General features: G+C 73.7%; 24 protein-coding genes and 1 riboswitch. Of the genes, 15 read left to right on the forward strand and 9 right to left on the reverse strand.

The window, feature by feature from the left end; genetic code table 11:
• Window positions 1-149: 149 nt before the first annotated feature.
• The 4 genes from pdhA (at window position 150) to ACIRST_RS36910 (ending at window position 5,738) form a co-directional block, all read left to right on the forward strand.
• On the forward strand, window positions 150-1,289 hold the full coding sequence (gene pdhA, locus ACIRST_RS36895) for a pyruvate dehydrogenase (acetyl-transferring) E1 component subunit alpha (RefSeq protein ID WP_350523650.1): 1,140 nt from the start codon (window positions 150-152) through the stop codon (window positions 1,287-1,289).
• Window positions 1,289-2,287 (forward strand): alpha-ketoacid dehydrogenase subunit beta, encoded by a 999-nt coding sequence (locus ACIRST_RS36900; protein ID WP_350523651.1) that lies wholly within the window; start codon window positions 1,289-1,291, stop codon window positions 2,285-2,287. The genes pdhA and ACIRST_RS36900 overlap by 1 nt, the downstream gene beginning before the upstream one ends.
• Before the next feature lie 5 nt (window positions 2,288-2,292).
• Entirely contained in the window at window positions 2,293-3,669 is a 1,377-nt protein-coding gene (locus ACIRST_RS36905; protein WP_402808195.1) for a dihydrolipoamide acetyltransferase family protein, read from the forward strand.
• Window positions 3,670-4,001: 332 nt separating this feature from the next.
• Entirely contained in the window at window positions 4,002-5,738 is a 1,737-nt protein-coding gene (locus tag ACIRST_RS36910; protein ID WP_402808122.1) for a globin domain-containing protein, read from the forward strand.
• On the opposite strand, the gene ACIRST_RS36915 is transcribed toward ACIRST_RS36910, so the two are convergent.
• Window positions 5,739-6,281 carry an NUDIX domain-containing protein gene (locus ACIRST_RS36915; protein WP_350523653.1) on the reverse strand — a complete coding sequence of 181 codons (543 nt, stop codon included), beginning with the start codon at window positions 6,279-6,281 and terminating at the stop codon, window positions 5,739-5,741. It lies immediately after the preceding gene.
• Between the two features lie 149 nt (window positions 6,282-6,430).
• Between ACIRST_RS36915 and ACIRST_RS36920 the strand changes: the two genes are divergently transcribed.
• On the forward strand, window positions 6,431-6,856 hold the full coding sequence (locus tag ACIRST_RS36920; protein WP_402808124.1) for an SsgA family sporulation/cell division regulator: 426 nt from the start codon (window positions 6,431-6,433) through the stop codon (window positions 6,854-6,856).
• Between the two features lie 155 nt (window positions 6,857-7,011).
• Here the strand turns inward: ACIRST_RS36920 and ACIRST_RS36925 are convergent, their stop codons facing one another.
• A complete protein-coding gene (locus tag ACIRST_RS36925; RefSeq protein WP_350523655.1) occupies window positions 7,012-7,392 on the reverse strand; it encodes a phage holin family protein in 381 nt (126 codons plus the stop codon).
• 188 nt (window positions 7,393-7,580) lie between these two features.
• Between ACIRST_RS36925 and tenA the strand changes: the two genes are divergently transcribed.
• From tenA to ACIRST_RS36945, 4 genes are all read left to right on the forward strand, one after another.
• The gene (tenA, locus tag ACIRST_RS36930; RefSeq protein WP_350523656.1) at window positions 7,581-8,267 is read left to right on the forward strand and encodes a thiaminase II; all 687 of its coding nucleotides are present in this window, start codon (window positions 7,581-7,583) and stop codon (window positions 8,265-8,267) included.
• A 306-nt stretch (window positions 8,268-8,573) separates the two neighbouring features.
• Window positions 8,574-8,774, forward strand: a complete 201-nt coding sequence (locus tag ACIRST_RS36935; protein WP_350523657.1) for a DUF5326 family protein — start codon at window positions 8,574-8,576, stop codon at window positions 8,772-8,774.
• Window positions 8,775-8,911: 137 nt separating this feature from the next.
• Window positions 8,912-9,046: riboswitch (TPP riboswitch) on the forward strand.
• Window positions 9,041-10,855: a phosphomethylpyrimidine synthase ThiC gene (gene thiC, locus ACIRST_RS36940; RefSeq protein WP_402808127.1), complete on the forward strand. Its 1,815-nt coding sequence runs from the start codon at window positions 9,041-9,043 to the stop codon at window positions 10,853-10,855. (Overlaps the previous riboswitch by 6 nt.)
• A gap of 281 nt (window positions 10,856-11,136) precedes the next feature.
• Window positions 11,137-11,955 carry a hypothetical protein gene (locus ACIRST_RS36945; RefSeq protein WP_402808130.1) on the forward strand — a complete coding sequence of 273 codons (819 nt, stop codon included), beginning with the start codon at window positions 11,137-11,139 and terminating at the stop codon, window positions 11,953-11,955.
• Window positions 11,956-11,986: 31 nt separating this feature from the next.
• Here ACIRST_RS36945 and ACIRST_RS36950 read toward each other — a convergent pair whose 3' ends face one another.
• From ACIRST_RS36950 to ACIRST_RS36960, 3 genes are all read right to left on the reverse strand, one after another.
• On the reverse strand, window positions 11,987-12,304 hold the full coding sequence (locus ACIRST_RS36950; protein WP_402808131.1) for a hypothetical protein: 318 nt from the start codon (window positions 12,302-12,304) through the stop codon (window positions 11,987-11,989).
• 96 nt (window positions 12,305-12,400) lie between these two features.
• Window positions 12,401-12,787 carry a VOC family protein gene (locus tag ACIRST_RS36955; protein ID WP_350523661.1) on the reverse strand — a complete coding sequence of 129 codons (387 nt, stop codon included), beginning with the start codon at window positions 12,785-12,787 and terminating at the stop codon, window positions 12,401-12,403.
• A 39-nt stretch (window positions 12,788-12,826) separates the two neighbouring features.
• Window positions 12,827-13,417: a dihydrofolate reductase family protein gene (locus ACIRST_RS36960; protein WP_402808134.1), complete on the reverse strand. Its 591-nt coding sequence runs from the start codon at window positions 13,415-13,417 to the stop codon at window positions 12,827-12,829.
• Window positions 13,418-13,570: 153 nt separating this feature from the next.
• Between ACIRST_RS36960 and ACIRST_RS36965 the strand changes: the two genes are divergently transcribed.
• Window positions 13,571-14,515: a LysR family transcriptional regulator gene (locus ACIRST_RS36965; protein WP_350523663.1), complete on the forward strand. Its 945-nt coding sequence runs from the start codon at window positions 13,571-13,573 to the stop codon at window positions 14,513-14,515.
• Between the two features lie 49 nt (window positions 14,516-14,564).
• Window positions 14,565-15,047, forward strand: a complete 483-nt coding sequence (locus ACIRST_RS36970; RefSeq protein ID WP_402808135.1) for a hypothetical protein — start codon at window positions 14,565-14,567, stop codon at window positions 15,045-15,047.
• Between the two features lie 112 nt (window positions 15,048-15,159).
• Here the strand turns inward: ACIRST_RS36970 and ACIRST_RS36975 are convergent, their stop codons facing one another.
• From ACIRST_RS36975 to ACIRST_RS36990, 4 genes are all read right to left on the reverse strand, one after another.
• A complete protein-coding gene (locus tag ACIRST_RS36975) occupies window positions 15,160-16,740 on the reverse strand; it encodes an alpha/beta hydrolase family protein (protein ID WP_402808138.1) in 1,581 nt (526 codons plus the stop codon).
• 148 nt (window positions 16,741-16,888) lie between these two features.
• The gene (locus ACIRST_RS36980; RefSeq protein ID WP_402808140.1) at window positions 16,889-17,830 is read right to left on the reverse strand and encodes a hypothetical protein; all 942 of its coding nucleotides are present in this window, start codon (window positions 17,828-17,830) and stop codon (window positions 16,889-16,891) included.
• A gap of 228 nt (window positions 17,831-18,058) precedes the next feature.
• Window positions 18,059-19,513, reverse strand: a complete 1,455-nt coding sequence (locus tag ACIRST_RS36985; RefSeq protein ID WP_402808143.1) for a metallophosphoesterase — start codon at window positions 19,511-19,513, stop codon at window positions 18,059-18,061.
• Window positions 19,514-19,786: 273 nt separating this feature from the next.
• Window positions 19,787-20,944 (reverse strand): LacI family DNA-binding transcriptional regulator, encoded by a 1,158-nt coding sequence (locus tag ACIRST_RS36990; RefSeq protein ID WP_350523668.1) that lies wholly within the window; start codon window positions 20,942-20,944, stop codon window positions 19,787-19,789.
• A gap of 345 nt (window positions 20,945-21,289) precedes the next feature.
• Here ACIRST_RS36990 and hisC point away from each other — a divergent pair, with 345 nt between their 5' ends.
• The 4 genes from hisC to ACIRST_RS37010 all read left to right on the forward strand — a co-directional run bounded on the left by hisC (window position 21,290) and on the right by ACIRST_RS37010 (window position 26,191).
• Window positions 21,290-22,369 (forward strand): histidinol-phosphate transaminase, encoded by a 1,080-nt coding sequence (gene hisC / locus ACIRST_RS36995; protein WP_350523669.1) that lies wholly within the window; start codon window positions 21,290-21,292, stop codon window positions 22,367-22,369.
• A gap of 422 nt (window positions 22,370-22,791) precedes the next feature.
• A complete protein-coding gene (locus ACIRST_RS37000; RefSeq protein ID WP_402808147.1) occupies window positions 22,792-24,177 on the forward strand; it encodes an efflux RND transporter periplasmic adaptor subunit in 1,386 nt (461 codons plus the stop codon).
• A 2-nt stretch (window positions 24,178-24,179) separates the two neighbouring features.
• A complete protein-coding gene (locus ACIRST_RS37005; RefSeq protein WP_350523671.1) occupies window positions 24,180-24,983 on the forward strand; it encodes an ABC transporter ATP-binding protein in 804 nt (267 codons plus the stop codon).
• Entirely contained in the window at window positions 24,980-26,191 is a 1,212-nt protein-coding gene (locus ACIRST_RS37010) for an ABC transporter permease (protein WP_402808150.1), read from the forward strand. The genes ACIRST_RS37005 and ACIRST_RS37010 overlap by 4 nt, the downstream gene beginning before the upstream one ends.
• The last annotated feature ends 9 nt before the right edge of the window (window positions 26,192-26,200 follow it).

Here is a 26,200-nt window from a genome sequence, read left to right on the forward strand (position 1 = left end):
GACCCCCCACCCTCACCGATTGGACACACTGCCACCAGTCGACCGCTCCGCAGGCCGAATGTCCACCACCTTGTCACGCTTCTGGTCAAGATGAACAGACGACCGAACAATCGGTAGGGAGCCCCCGCTACTCCTGGAGGTGCCCCGAGATGACCGTTCTCGACCACAGACACCACTCGCTCGTGCCCGGCTGGTCGCCCGGGGCCACCGCCCCGCGCACCGACCCGGCCCCCCTACTCCCGGACCTCTCCCCCGTCCGGGTGCTCGGCACCCCCGCGCTGGAGAAGTACGACCCGGCGCTGCTGCGCGAGCTCTACCGACGCCTGGTCGTCGGCCGCCGCTACAACCAGCAGGCGACCACCCTGACCAAGCAGGGCCGCCTCGCCGTCTACCCGGCGTCCACCGGCCAGGAGGCCTGCCAGGTCGCCGCCGCGCTGGTGCTCCGCGACCGCGACTGGCTGTTCCCCAGCTACCGCGACACCCTCGCCGTGGTCTCCCGCGGCGTCGACCCGCTGGAGGCGCTGACCCTGCTGCGCGGCAACGCCCACACCGGCTACGACCCGCGCGCCACCCGCACCGCCCCGCTCTGCACCCCGCTCGCCACCCAGGCCCCGCACGCCGTCGGGCTGGCGCACGCCGCCCGGCTGAGCGGCGAGCCGGCCGTCGCGCTGGCGATGCTCGGTGACGGCGGCACCAGCGAGGGCGACTTCCACGAGGCGCTGAACTTCGCGGCCGTGCTCAACGCGCCGGTGGTCTTCCTGGTGCAGAACAACGGCTACGCGATCTCCGTCCCGCTCAGCGCGCAGTCCGCCGCGCCCAGCCTGGCCCACAAGGCCGTCGGCTACGGCATGCCGGGCCGGCTGGTGGACGGCAACGACGCCCCCGCCGTGCACTCCGTGCTGGCCGAGGCGGTCGAGCGGGCCCGCACCGGCGGCGGCCCGACCCTGGTCGAGGCGCTGACCTACCGGATCGAGGCGCACACCAACGCCGACGACGCGACCCGCTACCGCACCGAGCCCGAGGTGGACGCCTGGCGGGAGCACGACCCGATCCTGCTGATGGAGCGCGCACTGCGCGAACTCGGCGTGCTGGACGACCGGCTGGTGCAGGAGGCCGCGGACGAGGCGGAGGCGCTGGCGGCCCGGATGCGGGCCGAGTTCCACGCCGACCCGGAGCTCGACCCGATGGCGCTGTTCGCCCACGTCTACGCTGAGCCGACCCCGCAGCTGCGGGAGCAGGCCGCCCAGTTGTCCGCCGAGCTGGCCGCCGAGGCCGAGGTGCAGCACTGATGAACCAGACGGCCACCCCCGTGCGCACCGCCTCCATGGCGCAGGCACTCAACTCCGCGCTGCGGGACGCCATGCGCGAGGACCCCGCGGTGCACGTCCTCGGCGAGGACGTCGGCGCGCTCGGCGGCGTCTTCCGGATCACCGACGGGCTGACCGCCGAGTTCGGCCCGGACCGCTGCCTGGACACCCCGCTGGCCGAGGCCGGCATCCTCGGCACCGCGATCGGCATGGCGATGTACGGGCTGCGCCCGGTGGTCGAGATGCAGTTCGACGCCTTCGCCTACCCGGCGCTGGAGCAGCTGTTCTCGCACGTCGCCAAGATGCGCAACCGCACGGCGGGCAAGCTGCCGCTGCCGATCACCGTCCGCGTCCCGTACGGCGGCGGCATCGGTGGCGTCGAGCACCACAGCGACGCCTCCGAGGCGTACTACACCAGCACCCCCGGCCTGCACGTGGTCACGCCCGCGACGGTCGCCGACGCGTACGGGCTGCTGCGCGCCTCGATCGCCTCCGACGACCCGGTGGTGTTCCTAGAGCCCAAGCGGCTCTACTGGGGCAAGGCCGAGCTGGACCCGGCGGCGCCGGTCGAGCCGATCGGCCGGGCCGTGCTGCGGCGCACCGGGACGTCCGCCGTGCTGATCACCTACGGCCCCTCGCTGCCGGTCTGCCTGGAGGCGGCCGAGACGGCGAAGGCCGAGGGCTGGGACCTCGCGGTGCTGGACCTGCGCACCCTGGTGCCGTTCGACGACGAGACGGTCTGCCGGGTCGTGCGCTCGATCGGCCGGGCCGTGGTGGTGCACGAGGCGACCGGCTTCGGCGGCACCGGCGCGGAGATCGCCGCGCGGGTCACCGAGCGCTGCTTCCACCACCTGGCCGCGCCCGTGCTGCGGGTCACCGGCTTCGACATCCCGTACCCGCCGCCGATGCTGGAGCACCACCACCTGCCCGGGGTGGACCGGATCCTGGACGCGGTCGCCCGGCTGCAGTGGGAGGACTGAGCATGATGCCCGTCGTGCGGGAGTTCCGGCTGCCCGACCTCGGTGAGGGACTCACCGGGGCGGAGGTCGTGCGGTGGATGGTCGAGGTCGGCGAGGTGATCGCCGTCGACCAGCCGGTGGTGGAGGTGGAGACCGCCAAGGCCGTGGTGGAGGTGCCCTGCCCGTACGGCGGGGTGGTCACCGCGCGGTACGGCGAGGAGGGCGAGGAGATCGCCGTCGGCGCTCCGCTGGTGACGGTCGCGGTGGCGGCGTCGGGCGGGGCGGCCGACGAGCCGGTGGGTTCCGCCGGGTCGGCGGGTTCGGCCGGGTCGGGTGCCGGGCGCGCTCCCGCGGCCTCCGCCGAGGTCGAGCGGCCGCTGGTCGGGTACGGCGTCGCGGAGACCGGGAAGGGCGGTCGGCGGCGCCGGGTCGGGGTGGCCGCTGCGGGGGCGGCTCCGGTGGCCGCTCCGGCGGTGACGGCGGTTGCGGCGGCTGCGGCGGTTGCGGCTCCGGCCCCGGCTCCGGCCGCGCCGGTCGTGGTGCCGGTGATCTCGCCGCTGGTGCGGCGGCTGGCCCGGGAGCAGGGCGTCGACCTGGCCGCGCTCACCGGCAGCGGACCGGACGGGCTGATCATGCGGGCGGACGTCGAACGGGCGGTCGCGGCCAAGGTGGCCGCTCCGGTCGCCGCCGCCCGGCCCGCCGCGGCCGCGGTGCCGGAGGGCGTCGTCCCGCTGCGCGGGCTGCGCAAGGCGGTGGCCGAGAAGCTCAGCCGCAGCCACCGGGAGATCCCGGCGGCGACCTGCTGGGTGGATGCCGACGCCACCGAACTGATGGCACTGCGGCGGCAGTTGAACGCGACTCCGGGCCCGAAGGTGAGCGTGCTGGCGCTGTTGGCGCGGATCTGCACGGTCGCGCTGGCGCGCTTCCCCGAGCTCAACTCCTCGGTGACCGAGGACGGTTCGGGAATCGTCCGGCACTCGGCGGTGCACCTGGGCTTCGCCGCACAGGGCGAGCGCGGCCTGGTCGTCCCGGTGGTGCGGGACGCGCAGGCCCGCAGCACCGAGCAGCTCGGCGAGGAGCTGGGCCGGTTGACCGAGGCGGCGCGCAGTGGCGCGCTCACCCCGGCCGAGCTGACCGGCGGCACCTTCACGCTGAACAACTACGGGGTGTTCGGCGTGGACGGTTCCACCCCGATCCTCAACCACCCCGAGGCGGCGATGCTCGGGGTCGGCCGGATCGTCGCCAAACCGTGGGTGCACGGCGGGGAGTTGGCGGTGCGCGAGGTGACGCAGCTGTCGTTCACCTTCGACCACCGGGTCTGCGACGGCGGGACGGCGGGCGGTTTCCTGCGGTTCGTCGCGGACTGCGTGGAGCAGCCGGGGATGCTGCTGCGGCAGCTCTGAGGAGCGGCGCCGTCGAGCGACGACGGTTGCCCTGGGTGGACGGGGGGCCACTCAGGGCAACCGCGATCGAGTGAGAGTAGCGCGTTCCCGGGCCGGGTGTCCGGGCTTCGCGTGATTTGTCGGATGAGCACTTCGGGCGTGCCACGCTGCCTAGGCGTCAACAGAGACAAGCCAGGTGGTGGCGTAGGCCGGCCGGAGGCGAAACGATTCTCTTGGGTACTCGAAACGTAGCGGTGAAGTCCCGCAGAACACTTCTGGTCCGCACCGGGCACGGCTCGGCGGGGGCCACGTCCGTCCCGGGCCTGCCGGAGCTCCCGCCCGAGGGGACTCCGTTGCCGCAGGCGCCGTCGCCGACGCGGGCCGTCCGGCCGCCGATGCCACTGGACCCGCCGGACCTGCCACCGGTGCTGCCGACGCCGCCGGTGCCTCCGGTGCTGACGCTGCCGCTGGTACCGCCGGCGGGCGCGCCCGCGGCCGTCCTTCCGCCGGCGACCGTCCTCCCGCCGGCGACCGTCCTCCCGCCGGCGACCGTCCTCCCGCCGGCGCCGGACGCTCGTGGGGCGGAGCACCTCCGCCCGGTGATCCCGGCGATGCCGTCCGAGCCGCCGACCGTCCCCGCACCGGGCTCGCCCGGGCCGAGCTTCCCGGCGCCGGACCACCCGGCGCCGAGCTACCCGGAGGCGGTCGCGGTCACCGGCAGCTCGCCCGCCTTCCGCCCGCTGTTCGCCGACGCACCCGGACTCAACTGGGCCGGACCAGGGGACAGTTGGAGCGACGCCTGGGCCGCGCCGACCCCCGCCGGGCAGCCTCCGGCGACGCCCGTCGCCGCACTGCCCGCGCCCCCCGCGGCGCCGTCCGCACTGCCGGTCGCACTGCCGGCCGCAAACCCCGGCGTCGGGCAGGCCCTCGTCCCCGCCGTCGAACTGCCGCTCACCGCGCGGGACATCGAGCTGATCCGGGACAGCCTCGCGGCCGTCGAGCCGGTGGCCGACCGGGCCACCGCGCACTTCTACGCGTTGCTCTTCCTGCACCACCCCGAGGTCCGCTCGCTCTTCCCCGCCGCCATGGACGTCCAGCGCGACCGGCTGTTCCGCGCCCTGCTCACCGCCGCCCGCGGCGCCGAGGACCCGGTGGCCCTGCGCGCCAGGCTGGGCGCTCTCGGCCGCGGCCACCGCCGGTACGGCACCCTGACCGGCCACTACGCCCCGGTGGGCGAGTGCCTGGTGCAGGCGCTGGCCAGGTACACGGGCGGGCGCTGGGACACCGACACGGAGCTGGCCTGGCGGCGCGCCTACCGGCTGATCTCCTCGATCATGATCGAGGCCGCCGAGGAGGCCGCCCGCACCTCGCCGCCCTGGTGGCAGGGCGAGGTGGTCCGGCACGAGCGCCCCACCCGGGACGTCGCGGTGATCACCGTCCGCCCCGACCAGGCGTACCCGTTCCGGGCCGGGCAGTACACCAGCCTGGAGACGCCCTGGTGGCCGCGGGTCTGGCGGCACTACTCCTTCGCCGCCGCGCCCCGCCCGGACGGGCTGCTGACCTTCCACGTCAAGGCCGTCCAGGCGGGCTGGGTGAGCAACGCGCTGGTCCACCGGGCCGCACCCGGGGACGTGCTGCGGCTGGGCCCGGCGGCCGGCGCGATGACCGTCGACCACACCGGCGGCGCGGACCTGCTCTGCCTCGGCGGCGGCACCGGCATCGCGCCGATCCGCGCACTGGTCGAGGAGATCGCCGGGCACGGCGCGCCCGGCCGCCGGGTCGAGGTGTTCTACGGCGCCCGCCGCACCGCCGAGCTGTACGCGCTGGACGGGCTGCGCGAGCTGGCCCGGGTCCACCCCTGGCTGACGGTGCACCCGGTGCTGTCCGGCAGCGGCAACGGCCCGGCCCTGGGGACGATGACCGGCGAACTCCCCGAGGTGGTCGGCCGGTTCGGCCCGTGGGCGGGCCGCGACGCGGTGCTCAGCGGGCCGCCCGCGATGGTGCGCCGGGGCGTCGGGGTGCTGCTGCGCGCGGGAGTGCCGGCCGAGCGGATCCGGCACGACCTGGTCGGCGACCTGGCCGCCGGGTGATCACCCGAGATCGGGCGCGAGCAGCGCGCGGATGCCCTCGATGTTGGCCGCCAGGTACGCCCGCAGCCGGGGCGGGACCACGTTGACCGAGGTGACCCCCTCGCGGGTGAAGGGCAGCCGGACCACCTCGTACTCCCCGTTCGGCTCCGTCACCTCCGGCCCGTGCCGTCGGCTGAGGTCCATCGAGGCGAGCCGGCAGACGAAGAAGTGCTGCACCTTGACCCCGTGCGGGTGCAGGAGGGTGCCGTCGTCGTGGTGCGTGTGGCTGATGGTGTCGACGAAGGCGGGCACCACGTCCACGACCTTGCCGCCGAGCTCCTCGTCCACCTCGCGGTGCAGCGCCTCGACCACCGTCCGGTCGCCGCGCTCGACCCCGCCGCCGGGCGTGATCCAGTACGGGTGCGGCGCGCCCGGCCGGACCCGCCGGATCAGCACGATCGAGGCCGGGCCGTACGGATCGTCCGGGTCCAGCTCCAGCAGGATCGCCCGCGCCGTCCGCTTCACGACCGGGCGCGGTGGCGGGGTTCGGTTGTCGGGGCCCATGGCCACCTCCGGGGCTGGAGCGTTGTGCGGGAGTCTCCCGCGCCGGGAATGCGTCGAAACCCCGGGAATGGGGCGAAACCCCGGGAATGCGTCCGGACCCCCGGGACCGGGTCGAAGCCCGACCGGGGCAGAACGAGAGGACTGGCGCCATGCAGCACAGCAGAGTCCAGGGGCACCTGGTGATGAACCTCGTGGTCTCGCACGAGCTCTCCGTGCGCGTCCCGGTGGACGCGGTCTACGAGGCCGGTGATCCGTACGCCGTCCGGCTCGCCTTCCACCTGCCCGGTGACGCACCGGTGACCTGGTTCTTCGCGCGGGAGCTGCTGCTCGACGGGATCACCGGCCCGGCGGGCGAGGGCGACGTGCACATCCACCCGGTCGACGAGGCGTCCACGGAGGTGCGCATCCTGCTGCGCTCCCCCGCCGGCGACGCCGTACTGCGGGCCCCGTCCGCGCCGCTGCTCGGCTTCCTGGCCGGCACCGCCCGGCTGGTGCCGGTGGGGCAGGAGCTGATCGGGCGGGAGCTCGACGCCAAGCTCGCGGCCATCCTCCGCGGGCGGGAGAACGCGGGCTGAGGCGGCCCGCGGAGGACGCCCGCGGAGGACGCCCGCGGCGATCCCGCGGTGATGCCCGGAGCGCCCCGCGGCACGCGCGCGGCACGACGAAGGGGCCCGTACCCGGGTGGTCCACCCGGGTACGGGCCCCTCGCGCACACTCCGCACGACGGCGGTCAGTCGTCGTCCAGGGCCAGGTGCAGGCCCCACGCCACCAGGCTGATGATCAGCGAACCGAACAGCGCGGCCCAGAAGTCGGTCACGTGGAAGTCCAGCTGCAGCTTCCCCGACGCCCACGAGGTCAGCATCAGCATCAGGGCGTTGATCACGAAGGTGATCAGGCCCAGTGTGAGGATGAACAGCGGGAACGAGAACAGCTTGACCACCGGCTTGATCAGCCAGTTGACGACGCCGAAGACGACGGCGACGCCGAGCACCGTGAGTGCCTTGTGCTGCCAGTCGGCGTTGCCCTGGGCGAGTTGGATGCCTGCGACGATCCAGGCGGCGGCCCAGATGGCCGCCGCGTTGATCAGTGTCTTGATGACGAAACCCTTCATACCGCCCAAGCCTGGCAGGCGGCACCGCCCGGGGGAACCACCACACGGCGGATTGGTGCCGAAGGCCCGCTCCCGCCCCCGGAGGAGGGCCGACCGGCCGGTGGCCGGGGACCCCGCCGCCGGAGCCCCGCCGTCCGGCCCGTGGCCGGGGACCGCCGCCGCCGGGGCGCTCGCCTAGGGTCGTCCGCATGACCCGCAGCCTCACCGAAGAACGCAGCCTCACCGAGGAACTCTGGGCGGCCATCGAGCCGGTCTACGCCGAGATCCTGGCCCACCCCTTCCTCGCCGGCCTCACCGACGGCACCCTGCCGCGCGAGGCCTTCCGCCACTTCGTCGTCCAGGACTCGCACTACCTGCGCGACTACGCCCGCGCCCTCGCCGTCTGCGCCGCCAAGGCGCCCGGCGAGGAGGACGTCCGGGCCTTCGCCGACGACGCGGTCGGCGCACTGGCCGCCGAGCAGGGCATGCACGCGGAGTTCCTGACCGCCTTCGGCGGCACCGCCGAGCAGGCCGCCGCCGAACCCGTGCTGCCCACCACCCGGGCCTACACCAGCTATCTGCTGGCCACCGTCTACGGCGGCTCCTTCGCCGAGGCCGTCGGCGCGGTGCTGCCCTGCTACTGGATCTACGCCCGGGTCGGCGGGGCCCTGCTCGCCCAGGGCTCCCCCGACCCGCTCTACGCCAAGTGGATCGCGACCTACGGCGACGACGCGTTCCAGTCGGTGGTCCGCCGGGTGCTGGCGCTCACCGACCGGATCGGCGAGGAGCTCTCCGCGGCCGAACGCCGCAAGGTGGTCGAGCACTTCGTGACCACCTCACGCTACGAGTGGATGTTCTGGGACGCCGCCTGGCGCGGTGAGCGCTGGCCGGTCTGACCGGCGGCGGATCCTGCCGCGGATCCGGCGGCCCCCGCCGACCGCCCGCCCCTCCGCCCGCCGTTCCGACCGCCGTTCCGACCGGCGGCGGACCGGTTCCCGGCCGTTCGGCGGGGGCCTTCCAGGGGGTGTCCCCGTAGATCCCCGGGGGTGTTCCCCGGGGGTCGGGGTCGGGGTGATCTCGGGGTTCTCTCCGGGCCGTTGGGCCTCGTTCCGGCACTCCGGCCCCCGTACGATCGAAGTATCGAAAGCAAGCGGGATCCGGCACCGGACGGCGGCCGGCCCGAGGGGAGAAGAGGAACGGACATGGCTGAGCTCTGGAAGTCGCTGCCCTCCTGGGTGCGCAACATCGTCATCCCGGTGCTGGTCCTGGTGCTGGCCTGGAACATCGTCGCCTTCGTCTTCGGGGTGATCGGGACGCTGCTGGGCTTCGCGATCAAGCTGCTGGTGGTGGTCGGCATCGCGGCCGCCGTGGTGATCCTGGTGAAGAAGGCCGCCAAGAGCTGACCTCCCTCCCGAACGCCGCCCTGAGGCCCGGTCCCCGTCACGGGGAGCCGGGCCTCGGCCGTTCCCGGCCAATGGACCCGCTCTGGACCAGCGGCGATCGGCTCGCTACCGTGTTGGGCGTCATGTGCAGGCAACACCGCCTGCGACGCGGGAGCTCGGAGCACCGGGCTGAGAGGGCGCTGACCGGGACGTCGACGGACGGACCGACGGCTGCGTCGACCGCAGGAACCTGACCGGGTAATGCCGGCGTAGGGAGTAGAGGTCAGATGACCACGTTCGACGCACAGCCGCAGTCTGTCCGGAGCGCCCCCAGCAGCGAGCGCACCGGCTACCCGACCCCGGCCTGGAGCAAGGCCTACCGCGAGGGATCCCGCCCCGACCTGCGGGTCCCCTACCGCGAGGTGCGGCTCACCAACGGCAGGTCCGTCCCGCTGTACGACACCTCCGGCCCGTACACCGACCCGGCGTACGAGCCCGACGTGCGGCGCGGCCTGCCCGCGCTGCGCGACGCCTGGATCCGCCAGCGCGGCGACGTCGAGGAGTACGACGGCCGCGAGCCGCGCCCCGAGGACGACGGGATCAAGCACACCGCGCCGCGCGGCGGGAACCTGCGCAACCTGGACGCCGTCTTCCCCGGCCGCCCGCGCCGTCCGCTGCGCGGCCGCGGCGGTGCGGCCGTCACCCAACTCGCGTACGCCAAGCGGGGCGTGGTGACCCCGGAGATGGAGTTCGTGGCCCTCCGCGAGGGTCTGGCGCCCGAGTTCGTGCGCGACGAGGTGGCCCGCGGCCGGGCCGTCATCCCGGTCAACGTGAACCACCCCGAGGTGGAGCCGGCGATCATCGGCACCAACTTCCTGGTGAAGATCAACGCCAACATCGGCAACTCGGCCGTCACCTCCTCGATCGAGGAGGAGGTGGAGAAGATGACCTGGGCCACCCGCTGGGGCGCCGACACCGTCATGGACCTCTCCACCGGCCGCAACATCCACACCACCCGCGAGTGGATCCTGCGCAACTCCCCCGTGCCGATCGGCACCGTGCCGCTCTACCAGGCCCTGGAGAAGGTGGACGGCAAGGCCGAGGAGCTGAGCTGGGACGTCTACCGGGACACCGTCGTCGAGCAGTGCGAGCAGGGCGTCGACTACATGACCGTCCACGCCGGCGTGCTGCTGCGCTACGTCCCGCTGACCGCCCGCCGCAAGACCGGCATCGTCTCGCGCGGCGGCTCGATCATGGCCGCCTGGTGCCTGGCGCACCACCAGGAGAACTTCCTCTACACCAACTTCGAGGAACTCTGCGACATCCTCGCCGCCTACGACGTGACCTTCTCGCTCGGTGACGGCCTGCGCCCCGGCTCGATCGCGGACGCCAACGACGAGGCGCAGTTCGCCGAACTGCAGACCCTCGGCGAGCTCGGCCGGATCGCCCGCGAGCGCGACGTCCAGGTGATGATCGAGGGCCCGGGCCACGTCCCGATGCACAAGATCAAGGAGAACATGGATCTCCAGAAGGAGATCTGCGACGAGGCGCCGTTCTACACCCTCGGCCCGCTCACCACCGACGTCGCCCCCGGCTACGACCACATCACCTCGGGCATCGGCGCCGCGATGATCGCCTGGTGGGGCACCGCGATGCTCTGCTACGTCACGCCCAAGGAGCACCTGGGCCTGCCCAACCGGGACGACGTCAAGACCGGCGTGATCACCTACAAGATCGCCGCCCACGCCGCCGACCTCGCCAAGGGCCACCCCGGCGCCCAGGAATGGGACGACGCGCTCTCCGACGCCCGCTTCGAGTTCCGCTGGGAGGACCAGTTCAACCTGGCCCTCGACCCGGAGACCGCCCGCGACTTCCACGACGAGACGCTGCCCGCCGAACCCGCCAAGACGGCCCACTTCTGCTCCATGTGCGGCCCGAAGTTCTGTTCGATGAAGATCTCCCAGAAGATCCGCGACGAGCACGGCGACGGCGCCACGGCCGTGGCCTCCGGCTACGACGCCGAGGCGGTGGCCGGCATGCAGGCCATGTCCGAGGAGTTCAAGGCCCAGGGCAACCGGGTCTACCTCCCGCTGGCCGACTGACCATCGGTGTGGACCGCGCTGCTCCGGGAGGCAGGAGGGGGCTTCCCGGCGCAGCGCGGGCGCACTGAGATGCATGCCATGCCGTCATGACCAGTGGACGACGTGCCGGCGGCTCTCGGAAAGTCCTCCCGATCACGGCAACCTTTGTGTGCGTGGCGGCAACCGGCAGGTAACCGTGGCCGAGACCGAGGCCCACTGCGCCGGAGGGGCACGTTGTTGCCAGATCAGAACCGCGGAAAACCGCTCCGTGGCGCAGGGCCGTGCCTGGGATGATCCGTGCCATGCAGCCTTGGAACGCCTTGAGCCCGGCCGAGCAGACGCTGATGCGCTGTGGTCTGTGGCAGTCGCCCCTGGCCGGAACGGTCCAGCAGTACGGAATCGATCTCCGGTGGGCCGGGGCGAAGGATGCTCCGCCGCTACGGAGCTACAGCCGGGACGAACAGCGCGCGCTGGTACCCCAGTTGGCCCCGGTCGTCCTGGATCTGGTCGAGCGCGGTCTGCTCACCGTCCGGATACGACAGGGTATGGGTGCTGCCCCGACCGATCCCGTCGTGACCGGCTCGCAGCTGCAGCACGTGCTGGCCGAGCCGGCCAACTGGCTCTGGAGCCCGAAGGCGGCCGCGACGTTCGACCTGCACGCCACCGAGTCCGCGTGCGAGTCGTGGCACACGAGCGCGCTTCCGGCCGCGACCGGTGAAGGTCTGCCCGGCTGGGACGAACTCACCCGCGAGCAACAGAAGGTGCTGGTCTGCGCCGCCGAGTTCAGCGGCATGCTCACCGGGCCGTTCGGCATCTGGGAGGATCTGCCGACCGAGCTGACCGGCACGGAGCTCTCCGAGTGGGTCGATCGCCAGCTCGCTCCCCTGCTCCCGTACGTGCGTGAGGGCTGGATCGAGGTCCGCCACTTCCCGGTGGAATCGGGCGAGGCCTTCACGGTGATCCCGCTCGACGACCTCCGGACCGCCTTCGCGGACCGCTCTCTCCGCCACGACGACGGCGACGACTGGGTCGGTCTCGGCTGCGTCTTCACGTACACGGGCCTGGCCGTCTGGCGTAGTGGTGCGAGCGCGGCCTGGGGCAGCCGGCTGACCTTCGACTGACGAGAATCGCCCGAGCCGGCCCGCTTTCCCGTCACCGCGGACGGAGATGGAACCGTACGGCCCGCACGGCGAGATCGGCGGGGAAGTCCGAGTGGTTCTGCCAGACGGTCGCAGCACCGACCATCAGATCCCACGCCTGCGCGGTCCGGGCCCTCTGGGGCACGTATCCGAGGGACGTCCGCTTCATCCGCACCCCGCGTAGTGCCTCGGTGTACGCAGATCGAAGCGTCACGGACAGGGCCTGGCCGATCCTGTCGGCCTCGCTCGCCGGAAGCGCCGCGGCGTCGTGCAGCCGGGCGCAGAGAAAGTCGTTCAGGCGATTGAGATCATCTTCGGTCAGTTGTTCCACGGGATCATCATCCCGCCGGGGTCACCCTGTGCCGTTCCCGTCGCCGCGGACGGTGCCGCCCCGGTCCACCCCCGTGGGGCCGGGGCGGCGCCGTGGTCAGTGGCCGGCGTCCGCGGGGTACCAGCGGAGTTCGACGGTGTTGCCGTCGGGGTCGCGGACGTAGAGGGAGGTGGCGGTGCCGCGGGCGCCGTAGCGGGGGACGGGGCCTTCGAGGACGGTGAAGGTGCCGGCGTCGATGACCTCCTGCCAGTCGAGGGGCTCGACGGTGAGGCAGATGTGGTCGACGTTGGACTCCTGCCGGGGGCGGTCGGTCAGGTCGATGATGGTGTCGGCGGTGACGCGGACGGAGGGGAACCCCACCTTCCCGGCCCGCCACTCGTCGACGCGGACGGGCTCCAGGCCCAGCTGGTCCACGTAGAAGGCCAGGGAACGCTCGACGTCCGAGACGTTGAGGACGAGGTGGTCGAAAGCGATGACGCGCATGGTGGGTCCTCCGGTGGGTGGGGGTGTCGTGGGTGGTGGTCAGGCCTGGCGGTAGTGCAGGTGGACCACGCCGGTGCGGAAGGTGGCCGAGTGGGCGAGCTGCAGCGGGATCCGGTCCTGCTCGGTGAACAGGCGGATGCCGGAGCCCAGGACGATCGGGTGGACGAGCAGGTGGAGGTCGTCGATCAGTCCGGCGCGCAGCAGGGACCGGGTGAGCATGATGCTGCCGGAGAGGCTGATGTCGCGGCCCGGCCGGCGCTTGAGCTTGGTCAGCTCGGCGACGAGGTCGCCGGAGAGGACGGTGGAGTTGTTCCACTCGGCCTTGTCGAGCGTGGTGGACACGACCAGCTTGGGGATCGCGTTGAGCGCGTCCGCCATGTCGCCGGTCTGCTGCGGCCAGGTGGCGGCGAAGGTCTCGTAGGTGCGCCGGCCGAGCAGCAGGGTGTCGGCCGCGGCGGCGAGGCCGCCGACGACGGCGCCCATCTCCTCGTTCAGGTACGGGAAGTGCCAGGTCTCGGGGGCTTCGACCACGCCGTCGAGGGACATGAAGAGGCCCGCGGTGATCCGGCGCCCGGTGCCGGCGGAGTCGGTGGCGGCGGTGGTGGCGGCCGGGTCGGTGGCGCTGGTCATGGGGGGCTCCGGGCGTGGCTCGGGGGATCGCCGCGGGCTGTTCCGCGCGGTCGGTGACGTGTTCCACGATCCTCCGGAACGGACCTGCCATCAACGCATGATCGACGTACGATCGTTGAGCCGGATTCAACGATCGAGGGACGGGGCGGGCGGATGCTGGAGCGGCTGGAGGTCGAGGTCTTCCTCGCGCTCGCGGAGGAGCTGCACTTCGGCCGGACGGCCGAGCGTCTGCGCCTGACCACCGGGCGGGTCAGCCAGGTGGTGAAGAAGCTGGAGCGCCGGATCGGCGGCCCGCTGTTCGAACGTACCAGCCGGACGGTGCGACTCACCGCCGTGGGAAGCCAGTTGGCCGACGACCTGGCCCCGGTGGTGGAGGCGATGGCGGCGGCCCTGCGCCGGGCGGAGGACGCCAGCCGCGGGGTGACCGGGGAGCTGCGGGTCGCGTTCCTCGGCGAGTGGACGGCTCCGTTGCTGCTCAAGGCGGTCGCGCTGTTCGGCGAGCGGCACCCCGACTGCCGGGTCGACGTCCGCGAGGTCCAGCTCTCCAACTCCCGGGCGAGCCTGGTGGACGGCTCGGTGGACGTCCTGATCGCCTCCTACCCGTTCGACGGCATGGCCTGCGGGCCGGTGCTGCTGACCGAGCAGCGGGTCCTCGCGGTGGCCGCCGGGCACCCGCTGGCCGCGGAGCGGTCGGTGTCGATCGAGGTGCTCGCCGACCACCCGGTGGTGCAGTACCCGGCCGTCACCTCGGTGGGCTTCAAGCGGGACCGCACCCCCGACCACACGCCGTCCGGTCGGCCGGTCACCAGGGGCCCGTCCGGCGGGACGTTCTCCGAGATGCTCAGCCTGGTCGCCCTGGGCCGCGGCGTGCTGCCGGTCGGCGAGCACTCCCGCCGCTACTACCCGCGCCCGGACGTCGCCTACGTGCCCATCCACGACGCGCCGCCGATCGAACGCGGCCCGATCTGGCGGGAGGGCAACTCGACCGCGCGGGTCCTGGCGTTCGTCCGGGCGGCGGCGGACGCCGCCGGCGGGCCGGCCACCGGTGGGCCCGCTGCCGGGGCAGCGCCGTCGTGCGTCGCGGCGGCGGCCGGCTGAGCGGGAAAAGCGCTGGTGGGAGGGCATGGCCCGGGTGCAGACTCCCCGCATGTCCGAACAGACGGAGGGCGCGGGCGCGCCGCCGGAATGGTGTGTGGTGGCCAACGTCGCCGCCACGACCACCCACGGCCCGGACGGTGCGCAGGTGCGGTCCGGGCTCAGGCACTTCGCGCCGGGGGCGCGGCTCTGGGTGTCCCCGCCCCGCTACCCGGACGAGGACGGCGACGTGCACGTGGTGGGGCTGCACCGCGGCGGCGGGAGGCGCCACATCAGCGTCATCATCCGGCGGCGCCACCTGGAGGGCTTCCGGGTCAGGCGCCTGCACGAGCCCGCCGTGCGGCGTGCCAGGTGGCGGAGCCCGTACTGGAACCTGGACCGGGTGTGGTGCTGCCCCGACCTGGCCCGGCCCTGGGTCGAGCGCTGGAACGCGGTGGCCGCGGGGCTGCCGGTCGGGGAGCACCCGCCGTGGCCGAGCCGGTTCGGGGACGGGCCGCTCGCCGAACCCTGCCCGCACGGGGCCGGGGCGGGCTGACCGGCGCCCTGCCTGTACGGGCGCGGTCTGACCGGCGCCCCGCCCGGGGGACGGCGCGCGCACGGGCGAACCCGCCCCCCGGGCGGGGAGCGGGTGCCGGTGCGGTCCGCCGTCAGGGCAGCAGCAGGCCCCACGACAGGGCCCAGGGCACGAACACCGCCGAGGCCAGCAGCAGCGCGCCGAGCCGGGCGCGGTCCAGGCCGCGGGTGGCGGCGAGGGCGGCCCGCCGCCGCAGCGCGGTGCAGGCGGCGATGCCCGCGGATCCCACCGCGACCACGGCGAGCAGCTGCACCGCCAGCCAGACCACCGGACGGCCGAGCAGCACCGGCCCGGGGAACATCGCGGCCGTGACCATCAGGAAGAACAGGTAGCCGAGCCCGCCCAGCAGCGCGGCGGTGCCGGTGGCGGCCGCCCAACGGGCGGCGCGGGGCAGGGCGGCGGAGCGCGGTCGGCGGCGGATCCGGCGGGCGGCGCCGGTCAGCGCGTAGCCGGCGAAGCCGGTCAGGCAGAGCAGGGTGGCGACGGCTTCGGCCCAGGTGCGCTGGTACCAGGGCAGCGGGGCGAGCGCGTGGCTGAGGGTGTCCTGGTGCGGGGCCGGATCGGCCGAGGCGGCGGGGAGCGCGGTGGCGAGCCGCTGGATCCAGGCGGTCTCGGCCTCGGCGTAGTCCGGCGGCAGCCGGTCGGGCCGGTCGTACCCGTCGTCGTCGGTCAGGTGCAGGTTGTGCCGGACGCCGGGGACCGTCCGCAGCGTGTAGTGGGTGTTGCCGGCGCGGTCGAGGGCCTGCCGGATGATCGCGGCGCTCTCCTCCGGGGCGGCTTCGCGGTCGAGCGTGCCCCACTCGGCGAGGACCGGCTGGTGGACCCGCTCCCACACCGGCACCGGGTCGTAGTCGGCCTCCGGGAAGAGTCCGGCGGCGGCGAGCACCCGCACCGAGCTGTCGGGCAGCGCGGTGCGCAGCGAGCCGGAGACGCCGGCGTGGCGCAGGTAGCCGTCGTACGCCCAGGCCTGCTGGCGGGCCGGGGTGAGGCCGACCGCGCCGGCCGTGACCAGGTACGCCACGTCGCCGGAGCGGGCGGCGGCGAGCGAGACCACCCAGGCACCCTCGGAGAGGCCCCACAGGCCGACCCGGCCCGGTGCGACCTCCGGCCGGGCGCGCAGCAGCCGGACGGCGGCGAGGGCGTCGTCGGCGAGTTGCCCGTAGTCGCGGTGGGTCATCGAGTAGCCGTCGGTGCGCTTGTCGAAGATCAGTGTGGTGATGCCGCGTCGGGCGTACGCCTCGGCGGCCGGCCGCAGTTCGCCCAGCGGGCCAGGGCCGGCTCCGGGGACCATGACCAGCCCGGGTCCGCGGTGGCGGGCCGTGGCGGTGGGCGGGGTCAGCACCAGGCCGTGCAGGACGGTGCCGCCGGCGCCGGCGAAGTCGACCCGGGTTTCGACCGGGTCGCCCGCGGCGGCCGGGGCGGCGCTCGGAGCCTTCGGCGCCGGGGTCGGGGCCGGGGTCGTCGCCCGGTTCATGGCCGCCGGGGACTTCGTGGCCGGGGCGGTCGCGCCCGGGGCCTTCGGCGTGGTGGCACGTGCCGGCCCCGCGCCGGGGAGCAGCCCGAGCAGGGCCAGCAGCAGGGCGGTGACCAGCAGTGCCGTCGGTGCGGTGCGGGTGTGCGCGGTGTGCTGTGGTCCGGTCCGTCCGATGCTCATCATCGGCCTCCCCCGGGTCGGCGGTCTCGTGTGCTTCCAGCCTGGCGGGAGGCGGTGCCCCGGGCGATGGTGGTCGCACCCGGATCGGGGGTGTATGCATCCCCCGGATCCGAACTCGGGTTGAGTCGCGGGGGTGGTGGTCGACGGGTCAGGTCACGTCGTCGGGGCCGGTGAAGGCCGGTGGGGTGTAGCCGGGGCCGGTGTACCCGGGGCCGGTGAAGTCGGGGGTGGTGAACGCGGCGGGGCGGGGGGTGCGGCCCTCGGGGTCGGTCAGGCCGTCGGGGCCGGGGCTGGTGAAGGCGGGCGAGGTGTAGCCGGGGCTGCTGAAGTCGGGGCTGCTGAAGTCGGGCCGCTCGGCGGGGTCGTGGTCGCCGGCGGGGGAGTCGGCGGGGGAGGCGGCCGGCGGGCCGGAGGCGGTACCGGGGTCGGCGGCGCGCTCGCGCCCGGGCACCGGCGGGAGCGCGGCGTGCAGGTAGGGCAGCAGGCCGCGGTCGCGCAGCGCGGTGCGCCACTCGGTGCGGGCGTCGGTGAGTTCGGCGGCGAGCTCCGGGTCGGTGCCGGCCGGGGCGGCCGCGGCGCCGTCGCGTATGGCGGTGAGGAGGAGCCCGACGATGCCGATGGCCATCGCGGCGACTCCGGCGGCGAGTGCCACCCAGCCGGCCGTGACGAGCGAGCGGGCGAGGGCGAGGTCCGGGTCGGCGGCGCGCAGCAGGTAGCCGATCAGCAGCAGGAAGACGGCGGCGGCCCAGGCCAGGATCGGGGTGAGCACGGTGAGGACGGGGAACAGTCCGGCGCCGCCGTTCGCGGAGCGCAGTTGGGTGAGCAGGCCGGGGGCGGTGGGTTCGGCGCCGGGTGGTGGCGGGGGTGTGGTGCGCAGGCTCTCGCGCAGCCGGCTGTAGTGCGCGTACTCGGTGCCGGCGGCGGCGTTGATGCCGTCGGCGTCGCGCAGCGCGCGGATGCGCAGTTGGTCGGTGGTGAGCGCGCCGGGCGCGCGCAGGGCGGTGAGGACGGTGCGGTCGCGCAGTGCTTCGGCGAGGAGGCGCTCGAACTCCGGGCGGTCCTCGGCGAGCAGCGGCGGGGGGTTGGACATGGGGACCCCGTTCGTGCGGACCCCGGTTCGCTCCGCCCCGGGGGCGCGGGCGCCCTCAGGACGCCGAAACGGGCGCGGAGGCGGGCCGCCGGACGGGCGGCCGGGTGTGGTGTGCCTCATGGTAGGGGCGGGTGTGCCCGGGCTGACAGTCGGTTTCCGGAATTTCGCGCCCCGGGCCGCGCGTGCGCGACGGCCCGGGCGCCGGGAACAACCGTTCGACGACCGCCGTCAGTTGACGGGAAGTCGGGCGACCAGCAGCCGCCCCTCCATGGTGACGCCGCCGTCCATCGCCACCGCGAGGTCGTCCGCGTACACGTACGGTCCGGGGATGTGCGGCGGCTGGCCGTCGTCCGCGTGCACCGCGCCGGTGAGGTACGGGATCGGGCTGTGCCCGTGCACGATCCGGCTGCCGCCGTAGGTGTCCAGCAGCTCGTGGACGGCGGTCGGTCCGGCGTCGCCGCGGAAGGCGAAGCGCTTGGTGAAGCGGCGGAAGCAGTCCCACCACTCGTCCACGCTGCCGTCGGAGAGCAGGCCGTGCACGGCGTCGTTGACGTCGGGGATGGACTCGCCGTACTCCAGGTAGGCGGTGGTGTCGGAGTGCAGCAGCAGGTGGTCGTCCTCCAGCGCGATGGCGGGGAGCCGGGACAGCCAGCTGATGTGGTGCGCCTCCAGGCGGTCCAGGTCGTTCTGCTGACCGCCGTTCAGCCGCCAGGCGGCCAGGAAGGAGGCGGTGCCGGCGGTGGACTGCACGGGCTCGTCGCCGTACTTGGCGGCGCCGAGGAAGAGCAGTTCGTGATTGCCCATCAGGGCGCGGCAGTAGCCGCCGGCCGCGGCGGCCTCCGCGGCGAGCTGCATGACCAGGTCGATGACGCCGATGCCGTCGGGGCCGCGGTCGGTGAAGTCGCCGAGGAACCAGATCCGGGCGCGGCCCGCCGACCAGTGGCCGTCGGCGTCGATCAGGCCCTGGCCGTGCAGCGCGGCGCGCAGCTCCTCCAGGTAGCCGTGCACGTCGCCGACGACGTACACCGGGCCGGGGGGCTCGCCGGGGCCGGGGGCCGGGTAGGGGTAGGTCGGGGCGGCGGGGTCCGGGAGCGGCAGCGGCGGGCCGAGTTCGATGGTCGGCGGGTCGTCGCGGCCGGCGAGCCGGAGGGCCGGGGAGGGCTGGTCGGGGAGGGTCGGCTCGTAGCCGGCGCGGTCGTCGTAGCCGCCGGTGTCCCGGTTCTCGTACGCCGCGTGCTCGGGCGCGTCGTAGGCCGCGTGGTCCTGGCCGTCGTACCCGGCGCGCTCCTGGCCTTCGTACGGGCCGTGGTCGCGGCCGTCGTACCCGCCGTGGTCCTGCGCGTCGTACCCGACGTGCTCCTGGCCTTCGTAGGCCGGGCGGTCCTGGGCGTCGTACCCCGGGTGGTCCTGGTGCGAGAACGCCGCCGCCTGGTCCCGGGCGTGGCCCGCGGTGTTTCCCTGGGCGTGCACGGTGTGCCCCTGCCCGTCGGTGGTCCAGTGCTGTTCCAGGTAGCGGGCGCCGCCGTAGCCGCTGTACGTCTCGGCGTCGTACGGGGTGCCGGAGTAGGCCTGGGCGGGCTCGGGTTCGTAATAGGTGCCGTACGGCAGCACGTCGAGGTCCGGCTGGTGGCGGGGGCCCGGGTGGGGGTGCTCGGGCCCGGGGAAGCGGTCCTCGGGTGTCATTCGCCCATCATAGGAAGACCACTCTCCCGCCGTCGTCACCTGGTGGGCATCCAATCCTCCGGAGCGTCAGCCGGGCGGCCCATGAGGGTCCGTTTTGTCCTGGCTCGGTATGGTCTCGTCAGCTCTGGCCGGGCGTCTTTCGTGCTCGCCCGGCTCCGGTCGGTGTCCGGCGGGGCCGTTCGGGGGCCCCGCCGGTGTCCCGGTCCGTGCCTCGATCGGCGCCCCGGGAGGCGTCCGGCCGGTGCCCCGCCGGTGCCGGTCGGCATCGGCGGTCTAGACCTCGCCCGGGGGGCGGGGCGGGCTGACGGTGGTGCGCGGGCTCCGGCGTTGGGAGGACGCGCGGACGATCAGTTCGGTCGGCATCAGGGTGCCCGGCGGCGGGCCGTTGCCGGCGGTGCGGAACCGGGGCGGGAAGAGCCGCGCGATGTCGACGCCCGTCCCGGAGTCCACGCCCTCGATCGCGTCGATGAGCAGGTTGACCACGGTGGTGCCGATCTTGCGCGGCTTGAGCGAGAGCGTGGTGATCGGCGGTTCGGTGGCCGCGTAGACGTCGCTCTCGCTGCAGCAGACCAGCAGCAGGTCGTCCGGCACCCGCAGGCCGTACCGGCGGGCGGCGGCGAGCAGGTCCGTACCGTTGGGGTCGAACAGTCCGTAGACGGCGTCCGGCCGGTCGGGGCGGGCGAGCAGCCGGTCGGCGGCGACCGCACCGGCCGCCGGGTCGTGCGCCGGGTAGGCCTCGTACACCGGTTCCTGCCCGACCTTGGTGCACCAGCCGAGGTAGGCCTCGGTGGAGAGCCTGGTGTAGGTGTCGGTGCTGGTGCCGGTGAGCAGGCCGATCCGGCGGGCGCCGGCTTCGGAGAGGTGGTCGAGGATGCCGAGGACGGCGGCCTCGTGGTCGTTGTCGACCCAGGCGGTGACCGGGCAGTTGCCCGGCTTGCCGTCGCTGACGACCGGGACGCCCGACCGGTACAGCTCGCTGACCAGCGGGTCCTGGTCGGGCGGGTCGATCACCACGGTGCCGTCCAGGGCGATGTTGCCCCAGACGTCGTGGCGCGAGGAGGCGGGCAGCACCACCAGCGCGTAGCCGCGGCCGAGGGCGGCGCTGGTGGCGGCCCGGGCCATCTCGGCGAAGTAGGCGAACTCGGTGAAGGTGAAGGGCTCTTCGCCGTAGGTCGTGACGGTCAGCCCGATCAGGCCGGACCGCCCGGTGCGCAGGGTTCGGGCTGCCGCCGAGGGGCGGTAGCCGAGGCGCTCGGCGACTTCGCGCACCCGGCTGCGGGTCTCGTCGGGCAGGCGGCCCTTACCGTTCAGCGCGTCGGAGACGGTGGTGATCGACACTCCGGCGGCTGCCGCCACATCCCGGATGCCGGCCCGCTCCAGACGCCGTGAGGTGGTGGGTCGCCGACCGCTCTGGTTGGCTGCTGCTGTCATGGCGGACCGATCGTATGGCTCCTGACAAGGGTCTGTGACCGGCGCATCGGGAGCCTTCGGAGATACGTTTCTCCAAGAGTGAGCCGTAGTGCGCTCCTTCGATACCCGCCCGAAACCAGGCTTCTTACCTCTGACATGTGCCAAAGGAACCGGGCAGAATGGCTGATCTGCACCTGTAACCCGACCGGGCATCTCACTCCTACGGGTGAGGGCGGTCGGTATGGTGCAAGGCACCCGACCGGGGTGGTCCGGGCGCGTCAGGAGATCCCGGGCACGGGGGCGAACCCGTCCGTGGCGGGCGAGCGCACCGGACAGTTGTGCAACTTCTGGAAACGGAGTACGACCGTGAGCAGTGGTACGTCAGCGCAGGGCCCGCGCCTGCGGCCGACCCTGGACGGCATCCCCACCTACAAGCCCGGCAAGCCGGCCGGCGCCGACGCCTACAAGCTGTCCTCGAACGAGAACCCGTACGCCCCGCTGCCCGGCGTGCTGGAGGCGGCGGTCCAGGCCGCCGGCTCGCTCAACCGCTACCCCGACATGGGCGTCGGCGAGCTGACCGCGGTGCTGGCCGAGCGCTTCGGCGTGCCCGCCGAGCACATCGCCACCGGCACCGGCTCGGTCGGCGTCGCCCAGTCGCTGATCCTCGCCACGGCCGGCCCGGGCGACGAGGTGATCTTCGCCTGGCGCTCCTTCGAGGCCTACCCGATCATCACCCAGATCGCCGGCGCCACGCCCGTCCCGGTGCCGATCACCGAGGCCGGCGACCACGACCTGGACGCGATGCTCGCCGCGATCACCCCGAACACCCGGCTGATCTTCGTCTGCAACCCCAACAACCCGACCGGCAACGTGATCCACCGCGCCGAGCTGGAGCGCTTCCTGGACGCCGTCCCCGGTGACGTCCTGGTGGTCGTCGACGAGGCCTACATCGAGTTCATCCGCGACGCCGAGGTGCCCAACGGCATCGACCTCTACCGCGACCGCCCCAACGTCTGCGTGCTGCGCACCTTCTCCAAGGCGTACGGCCTGGCGGGCATGCGGGTCGGCTTCGCGATCGCGCACGAGCCGGTGGCGGCCGCGCTGCGCAAGACCGCCGTCCCCTTCGGCGTGACCCAGCTCGCCCAGAACGCCGCCGTCGCCTCGCTGCGTGCCGAGGAGGCGCTGCTGGAGCGGGTGGACGCGCTGGTCGAGGAGCGCAACCGGGTGGTGGCCGGGCTGCGCGCCCAGGGCTGGGAGATCCCGGACTCGCAGGCCAACTTCGTCTGGCTCGGACTCGGCGAGCGCTCGGCGGAGTTCGCCGCGGCCTGCACCGAGGCGGGCGTGATCGTGCGGCCGTTCCCGGAGGGCGTGCGGGTGTCGATCGGGGAGGCCGAGGGCAACTCGATCTTCCTGTCGGTGGCCGAGGCCTTCCGCAAGTCGCTCTGACCCCCGCTCCGACCCTCCGGGGCCGCAGGGGTCGGCAGGACCCGCAGGACCCGTAGGACCCGTAGGACCCGCAGGACCCGCAGGGGCGCGCCTCCACCGGCGCGCCCCTGCGGCGTTCCTGCGGCGTTCCTGCGCGCGGCCGTTCCCGCGGCCGTTCATGAGCCGTTCGGCAGTCGTTCCCGCGGCCGTTTCGCAGCGGTTCCGGAGCCGCCCCGGAGTTGTCCCGGTTCCGTCCCGGATCGCTCCCGGAAAGCTGTGGATCGCTGGGAGCCGGCTGGGAGTTCGGCCAACGGTCGCCCACGGAGCGGCCAAGCAGGTCGCGCGGGGCGGGCAATCCGTCCGGAATGCCCGGATCCGACCGTTCAGTCTTCTCCCAGCCTGCGCTCAGGGCTCCGCAAGAGCGCCCCGCGAAGCTGTCCGCCATGAAGGTGCTCCCACGGCGGCGCGGTGCCGTCCTCGTCAACTCCGCGCTCGGCGTGGCCCTGCTGGGCGGCGCGGCCCTGGTGTACGCCACGGTCAGCGGCAGCTCCGGTCCGGCCTCGGCCAAGCCCACGACCCGCACGGCGACGGTCGGCAAGGGAACGGTCCTGGCCACCGTGTCCGGAACCGGCACCTTGATCTCGCCCACCGACGCGGCCCAGGACTTCACCACCGGTGGCAAGCTCACCGCGGTCAAGGTCGCGGTCGGGGACGCCGTGAAGAAGGGTCAGGTGCTCGCCACCGTCGACACCACGGCGGCGCAGCAGCAGGTGGACGCGGCCCGGGTGGCCCTCACCACGGCCAACGCCAACCTCACCAAGGCGCAGGCCGGGGTCACCACCACGACCACCGAGCCGCTGCCGGCCCCGTCCTCCGGGGGGTCCGGGGGCGGGTCCGGCACCGCCGGTGGCGGACGCGGGGCGGGCGGGAGCAGTACGCCCGCCCCGCAGACCACCACCATCACCACCACCAAGGTCGACGACGCGGCCGTGGCCCAGGCCGAGCAGCAGGTCGCCACCGCGCAGACCAGCCTCTCCAACGCCCAGGCGGCGCTGAGCGGGACGACGCTGACGGCCTCGACGGACGGCACCGTCGCCTCGATCTCCAACAAGGTCGGCGACACGGTCGGCGCGACCGCCTCCGGGTCCACCGGCAGCGGCTCCACCAAGTCGACGGGCACCAGCACGGGTTCGAGCTCCCCCAGCGGATTCATCGTGCTCACCAACCCGACCGGCATGCAGGTCACCGCGAACTTCTCCGAGCTCGACTCGCTCAAGCTGAAGAAGGGCGAGGCGGCCACCGTCACGCTGAACGCGCAGTCCGACACCAAGCTCAACGCGACCGTCCTGTCGGTCAGTTCGCTGCCCAGCGGTAGCGGCTCCGGCGGCGCCGCGGGCTCCTCCGCCGTCCAGTACGCGGCGACCCTCCAGCTGAGCGGCGACACCAGCACCCTGCGCACCGGTCTCAGCGCCACCGTCCAGGTGATCACCGGCGAGGCCGACAACGCGCTCTCGCTGCCCACCTCAGCCCTGTCGGGCACCGGCACCTCCCGCACCGCGACCGTGGTGCACGAGAACGGCGCCACCGAGCGGGTCACCGTCGGGGTCGGCGTCGAGGGCGACAGCACGGTCCAGGTGGTGTCCGGACTGAAGGAGGGCGACAAGGTCGAACTCCCCACCACCAGCGGCAGCAACGGCTTCCCGAACGGCTCCTTCCCGGGCGCCGGCGGCAACCGCGGCGGCGCCGGCGGCGGCGCCGGGGTCTTCCCGGGCGGCGGTGCGGGCGGTGCCGGCGGCGGTGGCGGCGGCGGCCGGGGCGGTCGGGGCTGAGCATGCGTCACGTCATCGACAAGCGCGTCCCCGCGACGCCCGTGCCGGTGATCCGGATCCGCCGGCTCACCAAGTCGTACGGGCACGGTGACGCCACCGTGCACGCGCTGCGCGGGCCCGACGACCCGGAGACCGGCGCGCCGCAGGGCGTCAGCCTGGACATCGAGCAGGGCGACTTCGTCGCCGTGATGGGCAGCTCGGGCTCCGGCAAGTCCACCCTGATGAACATCCTCGGCTGCCTCGACGTCCCGACGTCCGGCCGCTACCTGCTGGACGGCGTCGACGTCGGTCACCTGGACGAGCAGCAGCTCTCGCTGGTGCGCAACCGCAAGATCGGCTTCGTCTTCCAGTCCTTCAACCTGATCCCGCGCACCACCGCCCTCGCCCAGGTCGAGCTGCCGCTCGCCTACGCGGGCGTCCGGGCCGCCGAGCGGCGCCGCCGGGCCCTGGCCGCGCTCTCCCTGGTCGGCCTCGGCGAGCGCTCCGGGCACAAGCCCAACCAGCTCTCCGGCGGCCAGCAGCAGCGCGTCGCGGTGGCCCGGGCGCTGGTCACCGCCCCCGCGATGCTGCTCGCCGACGAGCCGACCGGAAACCTGGACAGCCGCTCCACGGAGGAGGTGCTGGCCCTGATCGACGGGCTCAACGCCACCGGCCGCACGGTCGTCCTGATCACTCACGAGGACGAGGTCGCCCGGCACGCCAAGCGGGTGCTGCGACTGGTCGACGGACAGATCGTGAGCGACGTCCGGCAGGCTCCGGTGGAGGGGCCGCCACCCGCCCTTCGTGACCTGGGAGTGCCCGCGTGATCCTCTGGCAGACACTCCGCTTCGCGGTCGGCGGCCTGGCCGCCAACAAGGTGCGCTCGGCGCTCACCATGCTCGGCGTGCTGATCGGCGTCGCCTCGGTGATCCTGCTGCTGGCGGTCGGCAACGGTTCGTCGGTCGCGGTCAAGGACTCGATCACCTCGCTCGGCACCAACTCGCTGACCGTCAGCTCCGGTTCGGCGGCGGGCGGCGCCCGGGCCGCGTCCTCGGTCAAGAAGCTCACCGTCGCCGACGCCAAGGCGCTGGCGAACGACGCCGACCCCGGGGCGATCAAGTCGGTGGCCCCGGTCGTCACGACCACCGGCACGGCGCTGTACGGGAACATCTCGTACAGCCCCGGCTCGATCGTCGGCACCTACCCGGCGTACTTCGAGACCTCCAACCAGAAGGTCGCGAAGGGCGAGTACTTCACCAACGACGACGTGCTCGGCTCGCGCAAGGTCGCCGTGCTCGGCGCCACCACGGCGAAGCAGCTGTTCGACGCCGAGGACCCGGTGGGCAAGCAGATCGTCCTCGGCGGCACGCCGTTCACCGTGGTCGGCGTGCTGCAGGCCAAGGGCGGCAGCGGCTTCACCGACCCGGACGACGTGGTCATCGCCCCGCTGCCGACGGTGCAGAACGCCTTCACCGGCTTCGGTACGGTGAACCAGATCCTGGTGCAGGCCGCCTCCGCGGACTCGACCACGGCGGCCCAGTCGGAGATCACCCGGGTGCTGCTCGCGTCGCACGCGATCGCCGACCCGAGCAAGGCCGACTTCCGGATCACCAACCAGGCCTCGCTGCTCACGGCGCGCGAGAGCACCACCAAGACGTTCACCGTGCTGCTCGGCGCGGTGGCGGCGATCTCGCTGCTCGTCGGCGGGATCGGGATCACCAACATCATGCTGGTGACGGTCACCGAGCGGACGCGTGAGATCGGCATCCGCAAGGCGCTCGGTGCGCCGCGCGCGGTCATCCTCGGGCAGTTCCTGACCGAGTCGACGCTGCTGTCGGTGATCGGCGCGGGGTTGGGCGTGGCGGCCGGCATGGTCGGCTCGCACTTCAGCATCGTCGGCATCAAGCCGGTGGTGATCCCCGAATCGGTGCTCGGCGCGTTCGGCATCGCCGTCGCCATCGGGCTGTTCTTCGGCAGCTACCCCGCCAACCGGGCCGCCTCGCTGCGGCCGATCGACGCCCTCCGGCACGAGTAGGACTCCAAC

Source organism: Kitasatospora sp. NPDC101447, assembly GCF_044767225.1.
Taxonomy (GTDB): domain Bacteria; phylum Actinomycetota; class Actinomycetes; order Streptomycetales; family Streptomycetaceae; genus Kitasatospora.